We start from the raw sequence: 19,072 nt of genomic DNA on the forward strand, positions 1-19,072 counted from the left end.
CCGGACGACGGCAGCGCCGCCCGGTCCGGATGCTCTAGACGGCCTGCTCCAGCTTGTCGAGGTCCGCGCCGCGGATCGCGGCGAGATTCCGGGCGATCTTCTCCGCCGGCCAGTCCCACCAGGCGAGCGCGAGCAGCCGCTCGATCACCTCCTCGGCAAAGCGCAGGCGGACGATGCGCCCCGGATTGCCGACGACGACCGCATAGGGCGGCACGTCGGCGGAAACGACGGCGCCGGCGCCGATCACCGCTCCGTCGCAGATCGTCACGCCGGGCAGGATCACCGCCTCGCGGCCGAGCCACACGTCGTTGCCGACCAGCGTGTCGCCGCGATGGCTGCGGCCGAGCTCGGCCATGTCGAAGCCCTCGTCCCAGCCTTCGCCGAAGATCGCGAAAGGATAGGTGGAGAAGCCGTGCATCGGATGGCTGGCGCCGTTCATGATGAAGCGGACGCCGGTGGCCAGCGCGCAGAAGCGGCCGATCACCAACCGGTCGCCGATGAAGTCGAAATGATAGAGCACGTTGCGGGTCTCGAACTCCGCCGCGTGGTCCTCGTCGTGGTAATAGGTGTAGTCGCCGACCTGGATGGTCGGGCGGGTGATCACCGTGTTGAGGAACACGGTATGCGGTTCCCCGCGAAGGGGATGGCGCGTGCGCGGGTCGGGACCCTGCATGGGATGTCTCCGGGATGAACTCAGGAAGCGCTTGAACCGGAACGCGCGGCCGGCCCGCCTGGGGGCCCGTGCCGCGTCCCGTCACTGTCCGGGCGCGGGGCAGCCGCCTTGCAGCCACCGCTCGCGCCATCTTCAGGCGATCCTGTTCATCGGCCCTCTCCCCGAATGGTTCTCTTTGCGAACTGATGCCGCTTTAATGGGGAGCCCCCGCCGCCCTTGCAACCCCCGGCCGGGCGGGGACAACGAAAATGGCCCCGGAGGGTTGCTCCGGGGCCACACTGTGAGTTTCGCAAGGTCCGCCGACGTCGGGCGCTTATTTCGCCTTCGGCTTGTCGGCCGGCTCGTCCTTCTTGCGGGCGAAGGTGCCGCGCAGATTGTCCCAGAGCTCCACCTTGACGCCCTGCCGGCTCATGATGACCCATTGCTGGGCGATCGACAGGGAGTTGTTCCAGGCCCAGTAGATCACCAGACCGGCCGGGAACGAGGCCAGCATGAAGGTGAACAGCACCGGCATCCAGGTGAAGATCATCTGCTGGGTCGGGTCCGGCGGGGCCGGGTTCATCTTCATCTGGACGAACATGGTGATGCCCATGATCAGCGGCCAGATGCCGAGCATCAGCAGTTGCGGCGGGTCCCAGGGGATCAGGCCGAACAGGTTGAACAGCGAGGTCGGATCGGGCGCCGACAGGTCCTGGATCCAGCCGAAGAACGGCGCGTGCCGCATCTCGATGGTGACGAACAGCACCTTGTAGAGCGCGAAGAAGACCGGGATCTGCACCAGCACCGGCAGACAGCCGGCGAGCGGGTTGATCTTCTCCTTCTTGTACAGCTCCATCAAGGCCTGCTGCTGCTTCTGCTTGTCGTCCTTGTAGCGGTCGCGGATCTCGACCATCTGCGGCTGCACGAGCTTCATCTTGCTCATGGAGACGTAGGACTTGTTGGCAAGCGGGAAGAAGATCAGCTTGATGATGACGGTCACCAGGAGGATCGCCACGCCGAAATTGCCGACCAGGTTGAACAGGTAGTCGATGACGTAGAACAGCGGCTTGGTGAGGAAGTAGAACCAGCCCCAGTCGATCAGCAGCTCGAACTGCTTGATGCCGAGGGTCTCCTCATAGGCATCGAGCTTGGCCGTCTCCTTGGCGCCGGCGAACAGCCGGGTTGTCGCGCTCGCCGTCGCGCCCGGCTCGACGCGCAGCGCCTCGCCGAGGAAGTCGGCCTGGAAGTTGTCCGTCGCCCGCGTGTAGGAGAACTGCGGCTGGAAGGTGCCCTCGCCGGTGGGGACGAGCGCCGCCGCCCAATACTTGTCGGTGATGCCGAGCCAGCCCTGGTTGACCGCGGCCGGACGGATGCGGCCGCTGTCCTGCAGGTCGTCATAGTCGATCTCGGACAGGCCGGCATCGCCGAACACGCCGATCAGACCCTCATGCAGGATGTAGAAGCCTTCCGTATGCGGCGTGCCGTTGCGCACGATCATGCCGTAGGGATAGACCTGCACGGCCGCGCCGCTCTCGTTGCGCACCCGCTGCTCGACCGTGAACATGTAGTCCGGGTCGATCGAGACGACGCGCTCGAAGACGAGCCCCTCGCCATTGTCGAAGGTGAGGGTGACCGGGGTCTGCGGCGTCAGCCTTGCCCCCTCCGGCGCCTGCCACACCGTGGTGGCGTCGGGCAGGCGGATCGAGGCGCCCGGATCGGCGGTGACGCCGAAATCGGCGTAATAGGGTGCGGGTGCGCCCTTGGGCGAGAACAGCACGATCGTCGGGCTGTTCGGCTTCACCGTCTCGCGGTAGTCCTTCAGGCGGATGTCGTCGATGCGCGCGCCGACGAGATTGATCGAGCCGGCGACGCGCGGCGTGTCGATGACGACGCGCGAGGTGGCGGCCACCGCCTGTTCGCGGGTCATCGCCGCGGTCGCGGGGGCGGTGCTGCCCGGAACGCTGGCACCAACGCCGGCTCCAACGCCGGCACCGTCCTGTCCCGGCGTCGGGACGATGCCGGGCGCCTGCGGGGCCGGGGTTCCGTCGGCCGATACCTGTTCGCTCTGGGTGGCCTGCTGCTGCTGCGCCAGCTCCCGCTGGCGCTCGAGCTGCGGCTGGGCAATGAAATACTGCCAGCCGAGCAGGACGATCAGCGACAGGACGATAGCCAGGATCGTGTTACGGTTGTCGGCCATTGTCGGCGTTCACCCTTCGTTATTCGCTGGACGTTGTCTGTTACGGTCGCCGCCGCCCTTGCGGTGGCGCGGCCGCGATACGTCGCCGCCCGACAGCGGCGTGCGGGCAAGGCACTGCCCGATCTCCCGGACCAGCTCGTCGAACGGGGCGCACAAGGCTCCGCGCCGGCCGACCAGAACATAGTCGACCTGCTGGCGGGCCTGACCTGCGGCGGCACGCAAGGCGGCACGGAAACGCCGGCGGATGCGATTGCGCTCCACCGCGTTGCCGGTCTTCTTGGTGACCGTGTAGCCGATGCGCGGGCCGGCCTCGCTGGCGGCGGCCTGCATGACAAAAGCACGCCGAGAGGTCCGGCCGCCCTTTGCGACGGCCAGGAACTCGGCGCGCTTCTTCAGCGTCGGCACTGTTGAGCTCGGCGGGGGCTGGATCACCGAAACGACTCCTTCGCCCGCCCGTCCGGCCCGCGTTAAGCGCTCAGCCGCTTGCGGCCCTTGGCGCGGCGGCGGGCGAGAACCTGGCGGCCGTTCTTCGTGGCCATCCGGCTGCGGAAGCCGTGGCGGCGCTTGCGGACGAGGCGGCTCGGCTGATAGGTGCGCTTCATTGTCTTCTTTTCCGCGCGCTGAGGGGCGCGCGGCCCTGGTTGTCGAATTTTCTGGTGGTCAATCCCCGCCGGCCCGGGTCGTCAAGACCGGTCAGGCAAGGATGTCGTGGGCGCCCGCATAAGTCAGCCGACCCGATTGCCGGGCTTATACGGGCCGGGGCGCGCGAAGTCAACGACAAGCGCGGTGTCGCGGCGGGGTGCGATCCACCACTTTCGCCGCGCTTTCGCCGGGCGGTGCGGCGGGGGGCGAGACCGGCCGGAAGGCGCGCTCACGCCGGGCTCACGCGGGCCGGCCGGCGTTTCACTTCCCGGTGAGAGGGACGATTCCCGCTTTCGTGCCCGCCGCTTGGCGCTAGGGTCGGAACGACCAGTGTGGTCAAATGCGGTCAACCCGGCAGGCCCGCCCCAGGGTCGGGGCGGGGACCCGCGCCGCCGAAGGGAGAGGCCCCATGCAGGGCGACGACAGTACGGCGAGGGCAGGGCAGGCGGCGCGCCGTCCGGGCCTGCGCCGCTTCCTGCCGCTGGCGGCGATCCTGGCGGCGATGGCGCTCGGCTATGCCTTCGGCCTGCACCAGCACCTGAACCTGTCCGAGCTGATCCGCCGCCGCGCGGAGCTTGCCGGCCTTGTCGAGCAGAACCTGTGGCTGGCGGTTGCCGGCTTCGCCGCCGTCTATGTGGCGGCGGTGGCGCTGTCCTTTCCCGGCGCCGCGCTGCTGACCGTGCTCGGCGGCTTCCTGTTCGGCTGGGCGCTCGCCGGCACCCTTGTCGCCTTCGCCGCGACGCTCGGCGCCGGGCTGATCTTCCTGGCCGCCCGCATGTCGCTGGGCGAGGCGCTGGCGGCGCGGGCCGGGCCGTTCCTGTCGCGGCTGGCGGAGGGCTTTCGCGAGGACGCCTTCCACTATCTGCTGTTCCTGCGCCTTGCCCCGGTGTTTCCGTTCTGGCTGGTCAATGTCGCGCCGGCGGTCTTCGGCATGCGGCTGCGGCCCTATCTGCTCGCGACCTTCGTCGGCATCCTGCCGGGCACCTATGCCTATGCCTTTATCGGCGCCGGGCTCGACAGCATGATCGCGGCGCAGGAGGCGGCCTCGCCCGGCTGCGCGGCTGCCGGCACCTGCCGCATCGAGCTTTCCGCGCTGGCGACGCCGAAGCTGATGCTGGCCTTCGCCGCGCTGGGTCTTGTCGCGCTCATTCCCGTCGTCCTGAAGAAATGGCGTGGCCGCAGGCCGCCCGCCGCCTGATAATCCTCCCGCCGACGTCCCGCCGGCGCCCGCGTTTCACAAGAGGTTTCGCATGTCCCGCATCCTCACTCCCGACATCTGCGTCATCGGCGCCGGGTCCGGCGGCCTCTCCGTCGCGGCGGCAGCGGCCGCCTTCGGCGTCGACACGGTGCTGATCGAACAGGGCGAGATGGGCGGCGACTGCCTGAACTACGGCTGCGTGCCGTCCAAGGCGCTGATCGCCGCCGGCAAGGCGGCCTACCACGCCGGGCACGGCGCGGGGTTCGGCGTCAGCGTGCCGCGCGTCGATGTCGACTTCGCCGCCGTCAACGACCATATCCGCGAGGTGATCGCCGGCATCGCCCCGCATGATTCGCAGGAGCGGTTCGAGGGGCTGGGCGTCACGGTGATCCGCGCGCCGGCGCGCTTCCAGGACCCCCGCACGGTGCTGGCCGGCGACGCGCAGGTCCGCGCCCGCCGCTTCGTCGTCGCCACCGGCTCCTCGCCCCTGGTGCCGCCGATCCCGGGCCTTGCCAGCGTGCCCTACCACACCAACGAGACGATCTTCACCCTGCGGACCTGCCCGGAGCATCTGCTGGTGATCGGCGGCGGGCCGATCGGCCTGGAACTGGCGCAGGCGCATCGCCGGCTCGGCGCGCGGGTCACCGTCATCGAGGCGGCGCGCGCGATGCCACGCGAGGACCCCGAACTCGCCGCCATCGTGCTGGAGCGGCTGCGCGGCGAGGGGGTGGAGATCGTGGAAGGCGCCACCGTCACCGCGGTTTCCGGCACGGCCGGCGCGATCCGCCTGACCATCGCAGAAGGCGGGGGAGACGGCGAGGCGGCGCGCGAGATCGAGGGCACGCATCTGCTGCTGGCGGCCGGCCGCAAGGCCAATGTCGAGGGGCTGGGGCTGGAGGAGGCGGGCATCGCCTTCGACCGGCGCGGCATCACCGTGGGGGCGGATCTGCGCAGCTCCAACCGGCGGGTCTATGCCATCGGCGATGTCGCCGGCGGACCGCAATTCACCCATGTCGCCGGCTATCATGCCGGCATCGTCATCCGGGCGCTGCTGTTCCGCCTGCCGGCGAAGGAGGATCGCGACATCCTCCCGCGCGTCACCTTCACCGACCCGGAGATCGGCCATGTCGGCCTCAGCGCCGACGAGGCGCGCAGCCGCTTCGGCGCCAACCGGGTGCGGGTGCTGGAGGCGGCCTTTGCCGGCAACGACCGGGCGCGGGCGGAGCGGCGCGCCGACGGGCTGGTGCGGCTCGTCGCCGGGCGCGGCGGGCGCATCCTCGGGGCCAGCGTCGTCGGGGCGGGCGCGGGCGAGATGACCAACCTGCTGTCGCTCATCGTCGCCCGCAAGCTCACCGCGCGCGATCTTGCCGGTTTCGTCTCTCCTTATCCCTCCCTTGCGGAAGCGGTTCGCCGCGCGGCGATTTCCTATTATGCTGACAGCGCGCGCAACCCGTGGATTCGCCGCGCCGTCCGCGTCCTCGCCCGTTTCGGCTGAGGCGGGAGGCGGAACGGGCTCTGCGCCGGCAAACGGGGCAGAGCGTTCCGGACCGTTCGGCGGGCAGGCCGCGCGGCACAGCAGCGACAGGGTGGCCATTGAGCGCACCGCATCATGACGAGACGTCCCGCAGGGACGCTGCGACAGAGGCTGCCGCCGCGCGGCCGGGGCGCCGCCGCAGCGGCCTGTCCGGCAAGCTGCTGATCCTCACCGTGATCTTCGTGATGATCAGCGAAGTGCTGATCTTCGTGCCGTCGATCGCCAATTTCCGCAATACCTGGCTCACCGACAAGCTGACCATCGCCGGCGTCGCCGCCAGCGTGCTGGTGGAGACCGACACGGTGTCGCCGGCGGTGCAGGCGGAGCTGCTGCGCGCCACCGGGGCGCTGGCCGTCGCGCTCGACGAGGGCGAGCGCCGCCGGCTGATCGCCATGGTCGAGACGCCCGGCGAGATCGGCCGCACGGTCGACATGGGCAAGGCCGATGCGATGACCTCGGTGATGGAGAGCTTCGCCATCCTGCTGTCCTCGGGCGAGGGGCGGATGCGCGTCATCGGGCCGACCCAGATGGGCATCGGCGGGCGGGTCGACATCGTCATGCCGGAGGCGCGGCTGCGCAACGCGATGCTGGCCTTCTCGGTGCGCATCCTGGCGCTGTCGCTGGTGATTTCGGCGATCACCGCGACGCTGGTCTATCTGTCGCTGCGCTGGCTCCTGGTGCGCCCGATCCGCCGGCTGACCAGCTCGATGCTGGAGTTTCAGGCCGCGCCCGAAGATCCCGGCCGGATCATCGTTCCTTCGGGCCGGCAGGACGAGTTGGGCGATGCCGAGCGCTGCTTCGCGCAGATGCAGACGACCCTGCGCGCGACGCTGGAGCAGCGCCGGCAACTGGCGACCCTCGGCCTTGCCGTGTCGAAGATCAACCACGACCTGCGCAACCTGCTGGCCTCGGCGCAGCTCTTTTCCGAGCGTCTGGAGCAGGTCGCCGACCCGACGGTGCAGCGGTTGGCGCCGAAGATCATCGCCACGCTCGACCGCGCCGTCGACTACACCAGCTCGGTGCTGGCCTATGGCAGCGCCCGCGAGGCGCCGCTGCGCCGCCGCCTGGTGCGGCTCGACCTGGTGGTGCGCGATGTCGGCGAGGTGCTCGGCCTCACGGCGGACGGGCCGATCGCCTTCGAGAACCGGGTGGCGGAGGGAACCGAGATCGAGGCCGATCCCGAGCAGGTGTTTCGCGTGCTGATGAACCTGTGCCGCAACGCGGTGCAGGCGCTGCGGCAGGGCGGTTCGGACACGCTGGTGTGCCGGATCGTCGTCGAGGCGGAGCAGCGGGCGTCGGACCTGATGGTGCGGGTGCGCGACACCGGGCCGGGCGTGCCGCCGGCCCTGCGCGACAAGCTGTTCCGCCCGTTCCAGTCGGCGGCCGGGCGCGGCGGCTCCGGCCTTGGGCTGGCGATCGCCGCCGAACTGGTCGGCGCCCATGGCGGCGAGATCCGCCTGCTGGAGCGGATGGGGCCCGGCGCGGTGTTCGAGATCCGCCTGCCGCGTGCCGCCCCGGCGGCCGGCGCTGGAATGGAAGAGGGGACAGGAGAAGGCGCGGGCGAGAGGGCTGGAGACGGGACAGGCGAGGGGGCGCAACAGGGGGCGCAAGAGGAGGCGGGCGGGGCCGATCCGCGGACCCTTGCCGCCCCGGCCGAGCGGCGCGGCTGAGCCGGTTCGAGTTCCGGTTTCGGCAGCTTATCAACAGGTTGCGGGCCTTGGTGAAAAAGTGCGAGAAAATCGCGCGCCCTCGCTTGCAATCCATGAAGGACCAGAGTAGAGGTAGCGCCCTGTCCGGGGGCGATGCCCCGGACGGACCGCCTCGCCTCGTGCCCGTTGGCCCCGCGCCTTGAGCATGACGGCATGATGGCCAAAGCACCGGTAGCTCAGCTGGATAGAGCACCAGACTACGAATCTGGGGGTCGGGAGTTCGAATCTTCCCCGGTGCGCCATTTCAGTACAGAACTATGAACGCCGAACGCCGCCGATTGCCCGCTTGAAGCGGCGACGAGCGTTCGCAGCAGTTCCGACTTCGATCCCATGATGCGAACCTCGTTGTCGGCAACCTCGACGCGCTGCGCCAAGGCGCGCAGATGATCACGGCGATAGCCACCATCTTCCAGCCGCATCCTTTCGCGGGCGGAGCGGGCAAAAGCCGTTAGCATGTCGGGGCTGATCGCCTGGTTGCCGACATTATCGAGCGCAACCTGTATGCGCTCGGCGTCGGCCTTGGCCTGTTCCCGTATCGCCTTGAGCCCGGTGATACGCTCCTTGAGGCCCGAATCGTCCAGATCGGCCCCCCGTTTTCGATGGCGTCATAGAGCCGGTTGAGCCGCTGGCGGCACCCCTGCGCCTGTTGCAGACCCGATAGCGAATAACCGGCAGCATCTGGGGCCGTGTTGCGGCCCCGGATGCCTCTTGGCCTAGAACGTCAGCCTACATGCCTGACGGATGGCGATCTGGACCGGCGATGGTGGTAGCGCCGGATCAAACTCGCCCTTCGGCAGCAGCGGCGGCTGCGCCATGAAACGCGGCTGCTCCCCTCGGTGGGGCTGCGCCGCATGGACGATGAATGGATGGCACAGGTAGACGGTACCCGCCGCACCTGTTGCCAACGCAACATCGCAACCTTCCGTAGAGGCGTAGCCGTTCGCGGAAAGTTGCCGGAGCGTTGCGCCTGCGTCGCCGAAGGGCAGCAACTCACGCGCAATCGACGCATGTGACCCTTTTCGGATTTTCGTTGGCGCATCATTGGGGCCAACATCCGAAAACAGAAACAGCATCAGCAAGGCGCGTCCGCTGCTCTTCACGTTGGCCCGCCATTCCATGAAGTCCGGATTGTCGGTGCCAAAGCTCACGTCCACATGCCAGCCATCGTCACCGGGAGATTCTGGTGACGGAAAGCGGATGGGGAAAGTTCCAACACCTTTGGGGGCAAGCCATCGGCCTTCCCCAACGAGTTGATCGTAGGCTTTGTGCAGTTGCGGCGTGTTGGCAGCTTCGATGAAGGGGGGCGACGACTTGAACCCCACTCGAACAACGGGTTGAGTCCAGTTTCGAGGTTCGTCCGGTGACAGACCTATATCCGCCCACAACTCGTCCCTCCCTTGCTTTGCAAGGTCGGGGCTGAAGGCGTTTTCGATTTTGACGAACCCATCGTCGATGAAGCTCTGGACCTGACCGGAAGTCAGGCCGACACGATTGGATCTAGGCATTACAAACACATTCTCCGTTCGGCCTCCGCGTCAGCAGGGCCGTCCTAATCTGAACGGCGCAGGTGCGCCGACACGACTTTCAGTCGTTCAGATCAGCGGGAAGAATGTGGAAATGAACATCATGGGTGTTACGTATGCTTCGTAGCGGATGGTTTCAAGGACGCATGACGAAGCACATGCCGCGTCGCAGGATGCTTGATGGTTAGCATATCCCCGTCATGGAAGACAGGGAACTACGCAGAATGTTTCGCTCTATTCGAAGCTCTGCCATGAGCTGGTGCATTGGTCGGGCGCGAAGACCAGACTCGACCGCGATATGTCCGCACGCTTTGCCACCGAGCATTACGCGATGGAAGAACTGGTGGCCGAGCTTGGCGCGGCCTTCTTGTGCAGCGATCTTGGTATCTCGCAGGAGCCGCGTACCGACCACGCCGCCTACATCGCCAATTGGCTCACCGTCCTGAAGAACGACCGCAAGGCGATCTTCACCGCCGCCAGCCAGGCGAGCAAAGCCGCGAATTATCTGATCGGGCTCGAAACGAAGGAGGCGGCCGCATAGGCCGCCTTATTCCTGAACGGTGATGGTAATCGAATCGCCGTATAGCGAGGTCTGCTCGATACCCGGGGTTGTCGCCGTGAAGAGGATCGCGCGGGCAGGAACCTTCCCGCCGCACTGGCGGCTGAACCGTGTTCCCACGCCACCATCGGCCAGCGTTCCTGTTGTCAGTTCGGGCAGGTGTTGACGGGCGTTCTCCCATTCCGGCGCCGGACCGCAATCATTGCCGCGCGCGCCATGGATGATGAGCGCATCGCCAACCTTCGCCGTGACCGTGCGAACATAATCGGCCTGAATACCGGCAAAGGTGGTTCCCGGATCAGCAACCGTCTCGTCGCCGCCCGGCCACTGGAAATACGCAAACAGTCCGACCAGTGCAGCCGCGATCACGCCTCCTCCGAGGACGAGTGGCCTGCGCGCCCGTTCAGGGGGGAAGGCATTGGCAGGTACCTCATCTGGGGCGGATGCGAGCGGTGCCACGACAGGTGAAGCGCTACGCGCCTGAGCGTATAGGCGGTTCCAATGTTCGCGCAGGGCCTGATCGCGATCGACGTCGAGAAGCCGCGTCAGAAGCAGGAAGTTGCGCCGTTGGGGGAGGTGCACGCCCTGCCGCCAGTTGTGCAGGTTCTTCAAGGCCGTGTCGAAAGCGGCATGGGAGCGGTTGCCGCTGGCCGAACACAACCGCTCGGCCAGGTTCAGATTATCCAGATGCCCCTGTTCGATACACAGGGCGTCCAACAGCTTGTGCCATGTATGGCGGGTATCCCAATTCTTCTCGCCGGTCATGAGCACCCCCGCTGCAATGTAACCGCCTGCGCAGCTTACCCGCCAAGTCATTGAAACGGCAAGGTGATCCGGTGATTTTTTCCGGTGCTTCGGCTTTTTCGGCTGAACTACGCTGACCGCGCTGGCAGCGCAGGCTACGAAAAATCAGACAGGGCAATCGAGTGAAGCAGCGGGGGAGGAACCGGCGCTGACGCGTGGTGGGACGGAGGCGGCGCGACCGTTCAAAAAGGTTCCTTTTTGGATGCCGCTCTCACCACCGCGTTGTGGTTGATCCGGTTCCTATTGAATCAAGCATTTGGCAGCGGGGCAAGTCCTTCTGAAACAAAATATGGAAATATATAATGAATCCAAGGGTTTGTATCAGTGCCGCACTGGTTCAGGCCATGATGATTCAGCCATGGAGAAGATGACGTGAGCAGCACTTGCGATCAGGGCAAGCAGGTCGGGCAGCAGAACCAGCACCAGCAGCAGGCCACCCCGCAGCAGATCCCGAATGCTGTCCAGCGGGAGCAGTGCAACGCCGGACTTCGCGCCGGACAGAACAAGTGACGAAACCGGGTCTGGCCGTTCGGCCAGGCACGATCCAGCGCAAGCATGGAGAAGGGGGCGAAGATGGCAACGTTGACGAAACTGGAGGGCATCGCCTCGAACATCCGTACCGATACATCGGTTCACGGTTCTATCAGTCGTGGCAAGGGCAGCGTGTCCAGCACGACTACCATGAATTTTCTGATCGACGGCAAGGCTGTCAATGCCGACTTCGGCGAATCCATGAGCATCAACAACGGCGATCATCTCATTGTCGCAGGGGTTCAGAAGTCCAACGGCCTGAACGCTCTTGCCTACAACAATCTGACGAACGGCACATACGGCGAAGGCGGCGGAACGCTACGTGTCATCGGAATTATCCTCGTCGTCTTGGGGGTGGTGACTGGAATGCTGGTCATCCCCCTGCTGATAATTCCAATCGGCATATGGGTCTGGTGGGTTGGCCGTCGTGCCAAGGCCGCCCTCGCTCTTTGTCGGCAGGGTTCATCTGCCGCTCACAAGCCAAGCGCGGCCTGACGCGCTCCCTATCATCTTCCAGCGCAAACCACCCAAGAGGAGTTTACATGAACGTCGTGCAGAAACTTGGCGGTGCTGCAGGCATGGCCACCATACTTGTGGCGCTCGCCGCATGCCAATCCACCGGAGACGGTACCGATATAGCCGCTGCCACCCCCGCACAGAATTTCGAGATCAGCAGCATCAGCGTCACCCCGATGACGAATGCCAGTCTCTGCCGTGATCTGGGTGGACAGGGACAGCCGCCGACCGTGACGATCCGGCATACGGCTGCGGCAGGCGTGCCAATCCGTGTTCGCCTGACCGATTACTGGAGCGATGGCGGGACATATAACCACCGCAGCACCACCGTCCGCTCGGATGGTTCCGGAACGACGACCGTGAATTACGGCTTCCTACCGCCCTGCAACACCTCCGGCGGGCGCATCAACTCGCATTATCAGTTCGAGGTGCAGGCTGGCGGCGCATCGCGCACGCAGACATGGGCGCGCTTCGATTCCGCATCGCGGACGATCCGGTAAGTGAAAGGGGCAAGTAGGATGAAAACACCCGAACGAGTGATCGGCGGGACGTTTGCCGTCCTGCTTGCCATGTCGGGCACTGCGGCGGGGCAGAGTTCCGCCGCGTGGCAGGTCAACCGTGGCGACAATTTCGTTGCTGCAGGCATTTGCCAGGCCGGTTCGGACAGGCACTGTGTCAAGCTGCAATGCCTGACGATGGAGGGCGGCGGCATTTCGTGGGGGATCGACGCACCGGAACCCGGCCACTCCGCCGAGTTCGTGTCCGTCACATGGACGATAGACGGTGCGGCTGTTTCATTGCCGATGAACAAGGCCGGACCTGCTGACACCGGCATGCAAAGCTACGATGCCGCTTTCAGCCAAACCGATCATCAGAACCTCGTGCAACGACTCAAAAGCGGGAACCGCTTCACCCTCGACAGTGACCAATTCGCGGCCTTCACCCTGTCATTGCGCGGTTCGGGCGCGGCGCTGACGACAATGCTGGCCGAATGTCCGCTCATCGCCTCGACGGATACCCCGCCCGCCGTATCCGGCAGCTCGTCCTATCCCTCGGCAATGGATCCGTTGATTCTTGAGACGGCGGAAATGTGCATCAATATCGGAGGTAAAGCGCAGCTTCTGGACGGAAGCGTGCAGTCCAAAGACATCAACGGCGACGGCAAGCCCGATTATCTGCTTGACCTCGGTAAGCTCTCCTGCGGGACGGGACTTAGCCCGTATTGCGGGGCGGCCAACTGCGAGTTCGCCGTCTATGTGTCGCACGGCGATGACTATGTGTCCGGTCGCTATCTTGGCATCGAACCGCGCTTTGGCGATGATGCCGTTCTCATTCCCTGTCCCGGTAGCACCCGGTTCTCTGAAATCCGTATGAGCGGCGGAAGGCTCAAGCAGACTTTATGTAACGAGTGAGCCTCGTGAACCGCGCCCCTCAATTCAGCATGCCGCCTTTTGGCTGCGTCATCGCCTCGAAACGCTTTCGCTTTTCCGCTTTTTCGGCCTGATCCATCGCGCGATTGCGCGCGGCGTGGAGGGAGCCGATCAACCCCTGTCGCGCGTAGTGTTTGATGAGACGTGCTAGCTGGGGTTCATGGAACATGCGGGTGGTCAGGTCCTCCACGTCATCATCCGCGAACTCCATCCCGCCCAGCCGTGCCGCCCACAGCAACTCGGCCCGGTCCAGCTCGACAGCCATGCTGACGATCTCCGTGCCTTCTTTGAAGCGGCTACGCATTCCAATTCTCCCGTTCCGCTGTGAGCTATAGCAACCAATCCTATGCCTCATCTACCCGCGATCACGGCTGCGAGCGGCATGCACCCACGCCGGCAATCAAGGCGATATAGTCTGCTTTGACCTCCGGTGTTCTGCCTCAGACGATGCTCCCGAATGGTTCATCTTTCAGGCTGGCAAGCTGTCGTCCGATTGCCGCGACGATGCTCAGCCGGCGAAGGCGACCCAGCCGCGAAACGAAAAGGCGGCATAGAACAGCGCCGGTGCGCAGAAGCCGGCCTCCCGCAAAAGCGCTTCCTCTTCGGCCGGGGTGAGCAGCGGCAGGCGTTGGGCCATGTCGCGCGCCGAAGCAAGGCCCTGCGCCGGATCGCGGCCGCCCCGCCCGGCGAACGCGGCCGAGCGGGCCAGCCAGCGCTCCGCCTCGCCGTCCGGCGAGGCGTGATGCGCCGTGACGAGCGCGGCGCCCGGCGCCAGGCGGCGGCGGATTTCCCGCAAGCTGCGCAGCCGCTCGGCCCTGTCCAGAAAGTGCAGCACCAGCAGGCATGTCGCGCCGCCGAACGGACCGATAGGCGCGTCGTCGACAGTGCCCTCGAGAAGCGCGATCCGGGCGGCATGGGCAGCGGTCGTGCGCCGCGCGATGTCGAGCATCGCCGGGGAGGGATCGACGCCGGTGAACCGCCAGCCGGGCCGCGCCTCAGCCATCGCCTGCAGTTCCAGCCCGCCGCCGGCACCGACCACGAGGATGTCGGCGGCGCTTTGGGCGCGCTCGCCGAGAAGAACCGTCGTCATCCGGTGCAGGTCGGCCAGTCCCGGCACCCTGGCCGGGGTGTCCTGCGTGTAGGACGCAACAGCCGCCGGATCCGCGAACGGTGTGGGTGCGGTGCTCACGACGCGGCCCCGAAGACCAGAGAACGGTGCATCGCCAGGGCCGCCATGACGCCATCGGCGCAGGCGAAGGTGACATTGTGCGCCGTGCGGGTGATGTCGCCGGCCGCGAACACGTTGACCGTGCTGGTCATCCGCATCTCGTCCACCTTGATCGCCGGCCCGAGCGGTCCGGCCTCGATCGCGCAGCCGAGCTGTTCGGCCACGGCGCTGTTGAGGCGGTTGCGCGGGGCGATGAACAGCGCTTCGAGCGGACAGGCCCGCCCGTCGGCCAGATGGATATGCGACAGGCTCCGGCCGTCGCCGGTCAGGCGATCGACGGCGGCAGGCTCGATCCGGACGCCGCGCCGGGCAAGCGCGTCGCGGTGCTCCGCCTCCAGGTCGCCGCCGTCCAGATAGAGCGTGGTCGGCCCCCAGTCGCTGATCATCATCGCCTGATGATGCGAGAGCGGCGAGGTCTTCAGCACGCCGAGCGGCCGGCCGCTGAACTCGTAGCCGTGACAATAGGGGCAATGCAGGACGGATGTGCCCCAGCGCTCCGCCAGCCCCGGCGTTTCCGGCATCTCGTCGGAAATGCCGAAGGCCAGAAGCAGGCGCTTGCCGGTGACGAGCGCGCCGCTGCGGAGCGCGACCGAGAACACGCCGTCGTCCCCGCGCGCTTCGACCGCCGTATCCGTGAGGAAACCGACGGTCGGATAGGCGGCGACCTGTCGGCGCATGGTCTGCAGCATGGCCTGCGGATCGCTGCCGTCCTGGGCGAAGAAGCCGTGGGAGGTGGCGGCGAAGCGGTTGCGCGGCGCGCCCGCATCCACGACGCATACGCTCCTGCGGGCGCGCGCCAGATAAAGGGCTGCGGACAGTCCGGCAAAGCTGCCGCCGATGATGAGGGCGTCATGATGCATTGGATCGACTTCGCTGGATCACACGCCCGCCAGCCTTCGGGGAAGGGCGTCTGCGCTGGACATGGGGCGGCTTGGAACGTATCAGTTGGAGATACATAACAGGCGGCGGTTCACGTATCAACATCTGTTACGTGAAATTCACGGACGGCCCGAGGGGCGCCCTGCTGCGCGCGCTGGAGCGGAAGAAGACATGAACAAGGACACGCGGCTGTCGGACGTGCTGCATGTGCTGCTGCATATGGGCCAGTTCCGCGAGCCGGTGACCTCCGATGTGCTGGCCAGAAGCATGGGCACGAACCCGGCGGTGTTTCGCAGGACGATGGCGGGCCTGCGGGACGCAGGCCACGTCACGTCGGGAAAGGGCCATGGCGGCGGATGGCAACTGGCACGGCCGCTCAGCGAAATCACCCTGCTCTCGGTCTATGAGGCGCTCGGGCGCCCGACGCTGTTCGCGATCGGCAATCGCAGCGACACTCCCGATTGCCTGGTGCAGAAGAACGTCAACGCCGCGCTGGCGGAGACGATGGTGCAGGCCGAGGCGCTGTTCCTTGCGCGTTTCGGCGAGGTGACGCTGGACACCCTGATGCCCGAGGCGCCGGTGCCGCTGACGGTGCATGGGGCCGGGCCGGGCTGAGCCCGGACGGCGGCGGCCGCGATAGCGCCGGGCGTCTCGCCTCGATCTGATGCTCGCTCGCCGCAAGATGAAGCTCGGCGAGTTGGCCGACTTCACCACACCAGCGCGGGTGGACACCACGCCGGACGGCCCCGTGCGGGGACAAAACGGCGCCACATTGCTGACGACAATGGGCGGCTCTCGTTGCTCCTGGAGCCCGCTCGTCGAGACGGGCAGAAATGCAGGTCCGATCGAATGCCGCGCCAGATGACCTTCGCCAGGATCCGGGACGTGCTGCTCAGCCTGTCGCTGGTTCTGGCAGTCGCCCTTGCCTGGCCGTCGATGGGCAAGCTCCCGCCGCGCTCCGGGCCGGCCGGCCCGCACCCTCCGGCAAGCGTCGAGGCCGCCGCTGCCGAGGCTCCCGCCAGCAACGCCGCCGCCATCAGGTCTTCCCATGGGGCGGCGCACGCTCACCACCGCATCTCGCCCGAGTCTGCCCCCAACTCTGCCCCCAATTCTGCCTCCGACGCCGCTTCCGGCTCTGCGCCCGATTGCGCGCCCGACATGGGCTGCTGCGTCATGACCCAGTGCCATCCCGGCCTGGCGCTGGCCCTGCCCGAGATGCCGCGGACGGCCTCCTTGCGGGCGCATGAGCCGGGCCGCCCAACGGCCGCGGCCGGGATCGACCCGGCAATCCTGGTGCCGCCACCGCGCATCCTCCCTGTCTGATCGACCCTGAGACCAGTCAATCATTCAAGGAGACCTTGAGATGAACACATTGAAATTCGCGGTCGCTGCAATCTTCGCGGCGTCCCTGTCCACCCCGGCGCTCGCCCAGGACGAGGCAGCGTTCCAACTCCCCGAACAATGCACTGCGGGCAGCGCCATGGACCATGCCGGCCATGGCGGCATGCATGGTGGCGGTCGGGAGACGGGCATGATGCGGATGGAGGGCATGGACATGGCCGGCATGACCGACTTCCAGCGCCAGAACATGGAGAAGATGGCGGTCACCATGCCGGCGATGATGGACGGCATGATGCAGGGTGACCCGGATGTCGCCTTCGCCTGCGCCATGATCGCCCATCATCAGGGCGCTATCGACATGGCCCGGATCCAGCTCGAACACGGCAAGGACCCGTGGATCCGCGCCCTGTCCGAGCAGATCATCGAGGCGCAGGTCCGGGAAATCGCCGACATGACGCAGTGGCTGGCCGACAACGCCAGATAGCGGACCGCGAGGTCGCCGAAACAGGGGCCGCGCGGCGCGTCCGCGTGGCCCCGCTCACCGCCACAGACCCACAAGGGCCGCAAGGCCCGTCATGCCCGAGGCCAGGGTCACCGGCAGTCCCAGCCGGAGGAAATCGGCGAAGCGATAGGCGCCGAGCCCCATGACGATCATGTTGCTGTGGTGGCCGAACGGGGTGAGGAAGTCGATCGAGACGCCGAGCGCGAGGGCCAGCAGGAAGGGCTCCGGCGGCAGGCCGGCCGCCTGGGCGATGCCGATCGCGATCGGGCCGAGCACGATGGCGGTCGAGGCGTTGTTGACGAACGGTGTGACGAGGACCGCAAGCAGCAGCACCGAGGCGATGAGAGGCAGGTCCGTCGAGGGCAGCGCCGACAGCAGCAGGCCCGCCAGCAGCCGGGCGGTTCCGGTGGTCTCGACCGCCTCGCCGAGCGGAATCATCGCGGCCAGCATGATCAGCACCGGCCAGGGCAGGTTGGCGAGCCCGTCGCGCAGGTTCAGCCAGCCGGCGAGCGCCAGCGCCAGGACGACGAGGCCGAAAGCGATCTGGGGTGCGACCGGGGCGAAGGCGGCAAGCGCCACGCCGCCGAGGAAGACGCAGAGCGGTCGCCAGTCGGGCGGGTCGGTCCGCACGCTTTCGGCAGCCTCCAGGGCGAGCATCTCGGTCTCCTCCAGCGCCTCGCGCAGCAGGTCGGGCTCCCCTTCCAGATAGAGCACGTCGCCGATCGAGAGCTGAAGATCGGCGAAGCCGCCTTCGATCCGGGGCGACTGCAGCGACGCGGCCCGCGTGACGATGCCTCTGGCGGCCAGCGCCTCGATGGTGGCGATGCGGGATCCGACCACGGTGCTCTCGGGCATCACCACCGCCTGCAACGAAACGCCGTCCGGCGGGCCTGCGCCGAGGTCGAGAGCGCCGTCGGCGCGAAGACGCGCCAGTCGGCTGTGATCGATCCCGATCAGCAGCCTGTCGCCCGCCTCCAGCACCGCGACGCGCGGCAGGAACTGCCGCTTTCCCGCGCGGGTCACGGCATGGAGCTCGAACGGCAGACCGGCCGGCGAGGCCCCGACAAGCGGGGAACCGGCCGGGACCACGCCTTCGGCGACGACGCTGCGGGAGGGCAGCGAGGGCGGGGCGGGCGTCGCCGCGCCGCCGCCGGTCACGGGCAGGATGCGCGGGGCGAGGAGACAGAGAACGGCGATCCCGGCAAGCGCCGCCGGCAGGCCGGCAACGGCATAGCTGAAGAACGAGAAGCCCGTGCCGGTGGCCAGTGCGAGCTGCTGACTGACGATCAGATTGGCAGGCGTGCCGACGATCGAGCACACGCCGCCGAGCAGCGAGGCGAAGGCGATCGGCATCAGCACGAATTTCGGATTGAGATCGCTGGCGCGGCAGACACCGAAGGCGACCGGGATCATCAGGGCCAGCGCGCCGATATTGTTCATCACCACCGACAGGGCCGCGGTAAGGGCGCACAGGGTCGCCAGCAGCCCGGTCGGGCCGAGCCGCAAGGCGACGATCCGGGCGGACAGGCGCTCCAGAAGGCCGCTTCTCGACAGCACCTTCACCACCAGCAGGATCTCGACGACGGTGATGAAGGCCGGGTTGGCGAAGCCGGCAAAGGCGTCGGCCGGCCCGACAAGGCCGAACAGGACGCCGAGCGCGAGGCCGGTCAGCGCCACCACCTCCATGCGGAAGCGGTCGACCAGGAAGACGGCGAGCATGCCGCACAAGAGGACGACGAGAAGGAGCTGTTCGAGCGCGAGGAGGGGGCCGCCGTCCATCACGCCGGCGTCCCTTCTGGAGTCCTTGCCGGGGATTTTTCCGGGCGC

Annotated in this window: 20 protein-coding genes, 1 tRNA gene and 1 pseudogene; 12 read left to right on the plus strand and 10 right to left on the minus strand. The window is 67.0% G+C overall.

Translation table 11 applies throughout. The features are described 5' to 3' along the window. Window positions 1–34: 34 nt before the first annotated feature. The 4 genes from TSB10P1A_RS08045 to rpmH all read right to left on the minus strand — a co-directional run bounded on the left by TSB10P1A_RS08045 (window position 35) and on the right by rpmH (window position 3,451). The gene (locus TSB10P1A_RS08045) at window positions 35–673 is read right to left on the minus strand and encodes a CatB-related O-acetyltransferase (protein ID WP_186387405.1); all 639 of its coding nucleotides are present in this window, start codon (window positions 671–673) and stop codon (window positions 35–37) included. 313 nt (window positions 674–986) lie between these two features. Beyond that, window positions 987–2,849: a membrane protein insertase YidC gene (yidC, locus tag TSB10P1A_RS08050; RefSeq protein ID WP_186387406.1), complete on the minus strand. Its 1,863-nt coding sequence runs from the start codon at window positions 2,847–2,849 to the stop codon at window positions 987–989. 9 nt (window positions 2,850–2,858) lie between these two features. Continuing rightward, window positions 2,859–3,281, minus strand: coding sequence for a ribonuclease P protein component (rnpA, locus tag TSB10P1A_RS08055; RefSeq protein ID WP_208984761.1), 423 nt, complete (start codon window positions 3,279–3,281; stop codon window positions 2,859–2,861). 35 nt (window positions 3,282–3,316) lie between these two features. Next, on the minus strand, window positions 3,317–3,451 hold the full coding sequence (rpmH, locus tag TSB10P1A_RS08060; RefSeq protein ID WP_067220180.1) for a 50S ribosomal protein L34: 135 nt from the start codon (window positions 3,449–3,451) through the stop codon (window positions 3,317–3,319). A gap of 449 nt (window positions 3,452–3,900) precedes the next feature. On the opposite strand from rpmH, the gene TSB10P1A_RS08065 reads away from it, so the two are divergent. The 4 genes from TSB10P1A_RS08065 (at window position 3,901) to TSB10P1A_RS08080 (ending at window position 8,174) form a co-directional block, all read left to right on the plus strand. Then, window positions 3,901–4,689, plus strand: a complete 789-nt coding sequence (locus TSB10P1A_RS08065; protein ID WP_186387407.1) for a TVP38/TMEM64 family protein — start codon at window positions 3,901–3,903, stop codon at window positions 4,687–4,689. Between the two features lie 52 nt (window positions 4,690–4,741). Next, window positions 4,742–6,184, plus strand: a complete 1,443-nt coding sequence (locus tag TSB10P1A_RS08070) for an NAD(P)/FAD-dependent oxidoreductase (RefSeq protein ID WP_186387408.1) — start codon at window positions 4,742–4,744, stop codon at window positions 6,182–6,184. A 98-nt stretch (window positions 6,185–6,282) separates the two neighbouring features. Further along, window positions 6,283–7,893 carry a HAMP domain-containing sensor histidine kinase gene (locus tag TSB10P1A_RS08075; protein WP_208987043.1) on the plus strand — a complete coding sequence of 537 codons (1,611 nt, stop codon included), beginning with the start codon at window positions 6,283–6,285 and terminating at the stop codon, window positions 7,891–7,893. Between the two features lie 204 nt (window positions 7,894–8,097). Beyond that, a tRNA-Arg gene (locus tag TSB10P1A_RS08080) sits at window positions 8,098–8,174 on the plus strand. Window positions 8,175–8,645: 471 nt separating this feature from the next. On the opposite strand, the gene TSB10P1A_RS08085 is transcribed toward TSB10P1A_RS08080, so the two are convergent. After that, window positions 8,646–9,437 carry a phytanoyl-CoA dioxygenase family protein gene (locus TSB10P1A_RS08085; protein WP_186387409.1) on the minus strand — a complete coding sequence of 264 codons (792 nt, stop codon included), beginning with the start codon at window positions 9,435–9,437 and terminating at the stop codon, window positions 8,646–8,648. A gap of 250 nt (window positions 9,438–9,687) precedes the next feature. On the opposite strand from TSB10P1A_RS08085, the pseudogene TSB10P1A_RS08090 reads away from it, so the two are divergent. Beyond that, window positions 9,688–9,996, plus strand: a pseudogene (locus TSB10P1A_RS08090) (zincin-like metallopeptidase domain-containing protein); the annotation flags it as partial. Between the two features lie 6 nt (window positions 9,997–10,002). Here the strand turns inward: TSB10P1A_RS08090 and TSB10P1A_RS08095 are convergent. Then, on the minus strand, window positions 10,003–10,779 hold the full coding sequence (locus TSB10P1A_RS08095; protein ID WP_186387410.1) for a hypothetical protein: 777 nt from the start codon (window positions 10,777–10,779) through the stop codon (window positions 10,003–10,005). Window positions 10,780–11,190: 411 nt separating this feature from the next. Here TSB10P1A_RS08095 and TSB10P1A_RS08100 point away from each other — a divergent pair, with 411 nt between their 5' ends. The 4 genes from TSB10P1A_RS08100 to TSB10P1A_RS08115 all read left to right on the plus strand — a co-directional run bounded on the left by TSB10P1A_RS08100 (window position 11,191) and on the right by TSB10P1A_RS08115 (window position 13,277). Next, on the plus strand, window positions 11,191–11,328 hold the full coding sequence (locus TSB10P1A_RS08100; RefSeq protein ID WP_186387411.1) for a hypothetical protein: 138 nt from the start codon (window positions 11,191–11,193) through the stop codon (window positions 11,326–11,328). A 63-nt stretch (window positions 11,329–11,391) separates the two neighbouring features. Further along, window positions 11,392–11,844 (plus strand): hypothetical protein, encoded by a 453-nt coding sequence (locus TSB10P1A_RS08105; RefSeq protein WP_186387412.1) that lies wholly within the window; start codon window positions 11,392–11,394, stop codon window positions 11,842–11,844. Between the two features lie 47 nt (window positions 11,845–11,891). Then, window positions 11,892–12,365: a hypothetical protein gene (locus tag TSB10P1A_RS08110; RefSeq protein ID WP_186387413.1), complete on the plus strand. Its 474-nt coding sequence runs from the start codon at window positions 11,892–11,894 to the stop codon at window positions 12,363–12,365. Window positions 12,366–12,383: 18 nt separating this feature from the next. Beyond that, window positions 12,384–13,277, plus strand: a complete 894-nt coding sequence (locus TSB10P1A_RS08115) for a hypothetical protein (protein ID WP_186387414.1) — start codon at window positions 12,384–12,386, stop codon at window positions 13,275–13,277. 19 nt (window positions 13,278–13,296) lie between these two features. On the opposite strand, the gene TSB10P1A_RS08120 is transcribed toward TSB10P1A_RS08115, so the two are convergent. From TSB10P1A_RS08120 to TSB10P1A_RS23705, 3 genes are all read right to left on the minus strand, one after another. Beyond that, on the minus strand, window positions 13,297–13,599 hold the full coding sequence (locus TSB10P1A_RS08120; RefSeq protein WP_186387415.1) for a hypothetical protein: 303 nt from the start codon (window positions 13,597–13,599) through the stop codon (window positions 13,297–13,299). A gap of 204 nt (window positions 13,600–13,803) precedes the next feature. After that, complete coding sequence (locus TSB10P1A_RS23700; protein WP_244293038.1) at window positions 13,804–14,484, minus strand: class I SAM-dependent methyltransferase; 681 nt, start codon at window positions 14,482–14,484, stop codon at window positions 13,804–13,806. Then, window positions 14,481–15,383, minus strand: a complete 903-nt coding sequence (locus TSB10P1A_RS23705) for an NAD(P)/FAD-dependent oxidoreductase (protein WP_186387416.1) — start codon at window positions 15,381–15,383, stop codon at window positions 14,481–14,483. Before TSB10P1A_RS23705 ends, TSB10P1A_RS23700 begins: the two co-directional genes overlap by 4 nt. A 190-nt stretch (window positions 15,384–15,573) precedes the next feature. Between TSB10P1A_RS23705 and TSB10P1A_RS08135 the strand changes: the two genes are divergently transcribed. The 3 genes from TSB10P1A_RS08135 to TSB10P1A_RS08145 all read left to right on the plus strand — a co-directional run bounded on the left by TSB10P1A_RS08135 (window position 15,574) and on the right by TSB10P1A_RS08145 (window position 17,227). Beyond that, window positions 15,574–16,017, plus strand: coding sequence for an Rrf2 family transcriptional regulator (locus tag TSB10P1A_RS08135; RefSeq protein ID WP_186387417.1), 444 nt, complete (start codon window positions 15,574–15,576; stop codon window positions 16,015–16,017). Window positions 16,018–16,263: 246 nt separating this feature from the next. Next, complete coding sequence (locus TSB10P1A_RS08140) at window positions 16,264–16,725, plus strand: hypothetical protein (protein WP_186387418.1); 462 nt, start codon at window positions 16,264–16,266, stop codon at window positions 16,723–16,725. A gap of 40 nt (window positions 16,726–16,765) precedes the next feature. Next, window positions 16,766–17,227 carry a DUF305 domain-containing protein gene (locus TSB10P1A_RS08145; protein WP_186387419.1) on the plus strand — a complete coding sequence of 154 codons (462 nt, stop codon included), beginning with the start codon at window positions 16,766–16,768 and terminating at the stop codon, window positions 17,225–17,227. A gap of 54 nt (window positions 17,228–17,281) precedes the next feature. On the opposite strand, the gene TSB10P1A_RS08150 is transcribed toward TSB10P1A_RS08145, so the two are convergent. After that, complete coding sequence (locus TSB10P1A_RS08150) at window positions 17,282–19,024, minus strand: SLC13 family permease (RefSeq protein WP_186387420.1); 1,743 nt, start codon at window positions 19,022–19,024, stop codon at window positions 17,282–17,284. Between the last annotated feature and the right edge of the window lie 48 nt (window positions 19,025–19,072).

It is taken from the genome of Stappia sp. TSB10P1A, from assembly GCF_900185725.1.
In the GTDB taxonomy this organism is placed as follows: domain Bacteria; phylum Pseudomonadota; class Alphaproteobacteria; order Rhizobiales; family Stappiaceae; genus Stappia.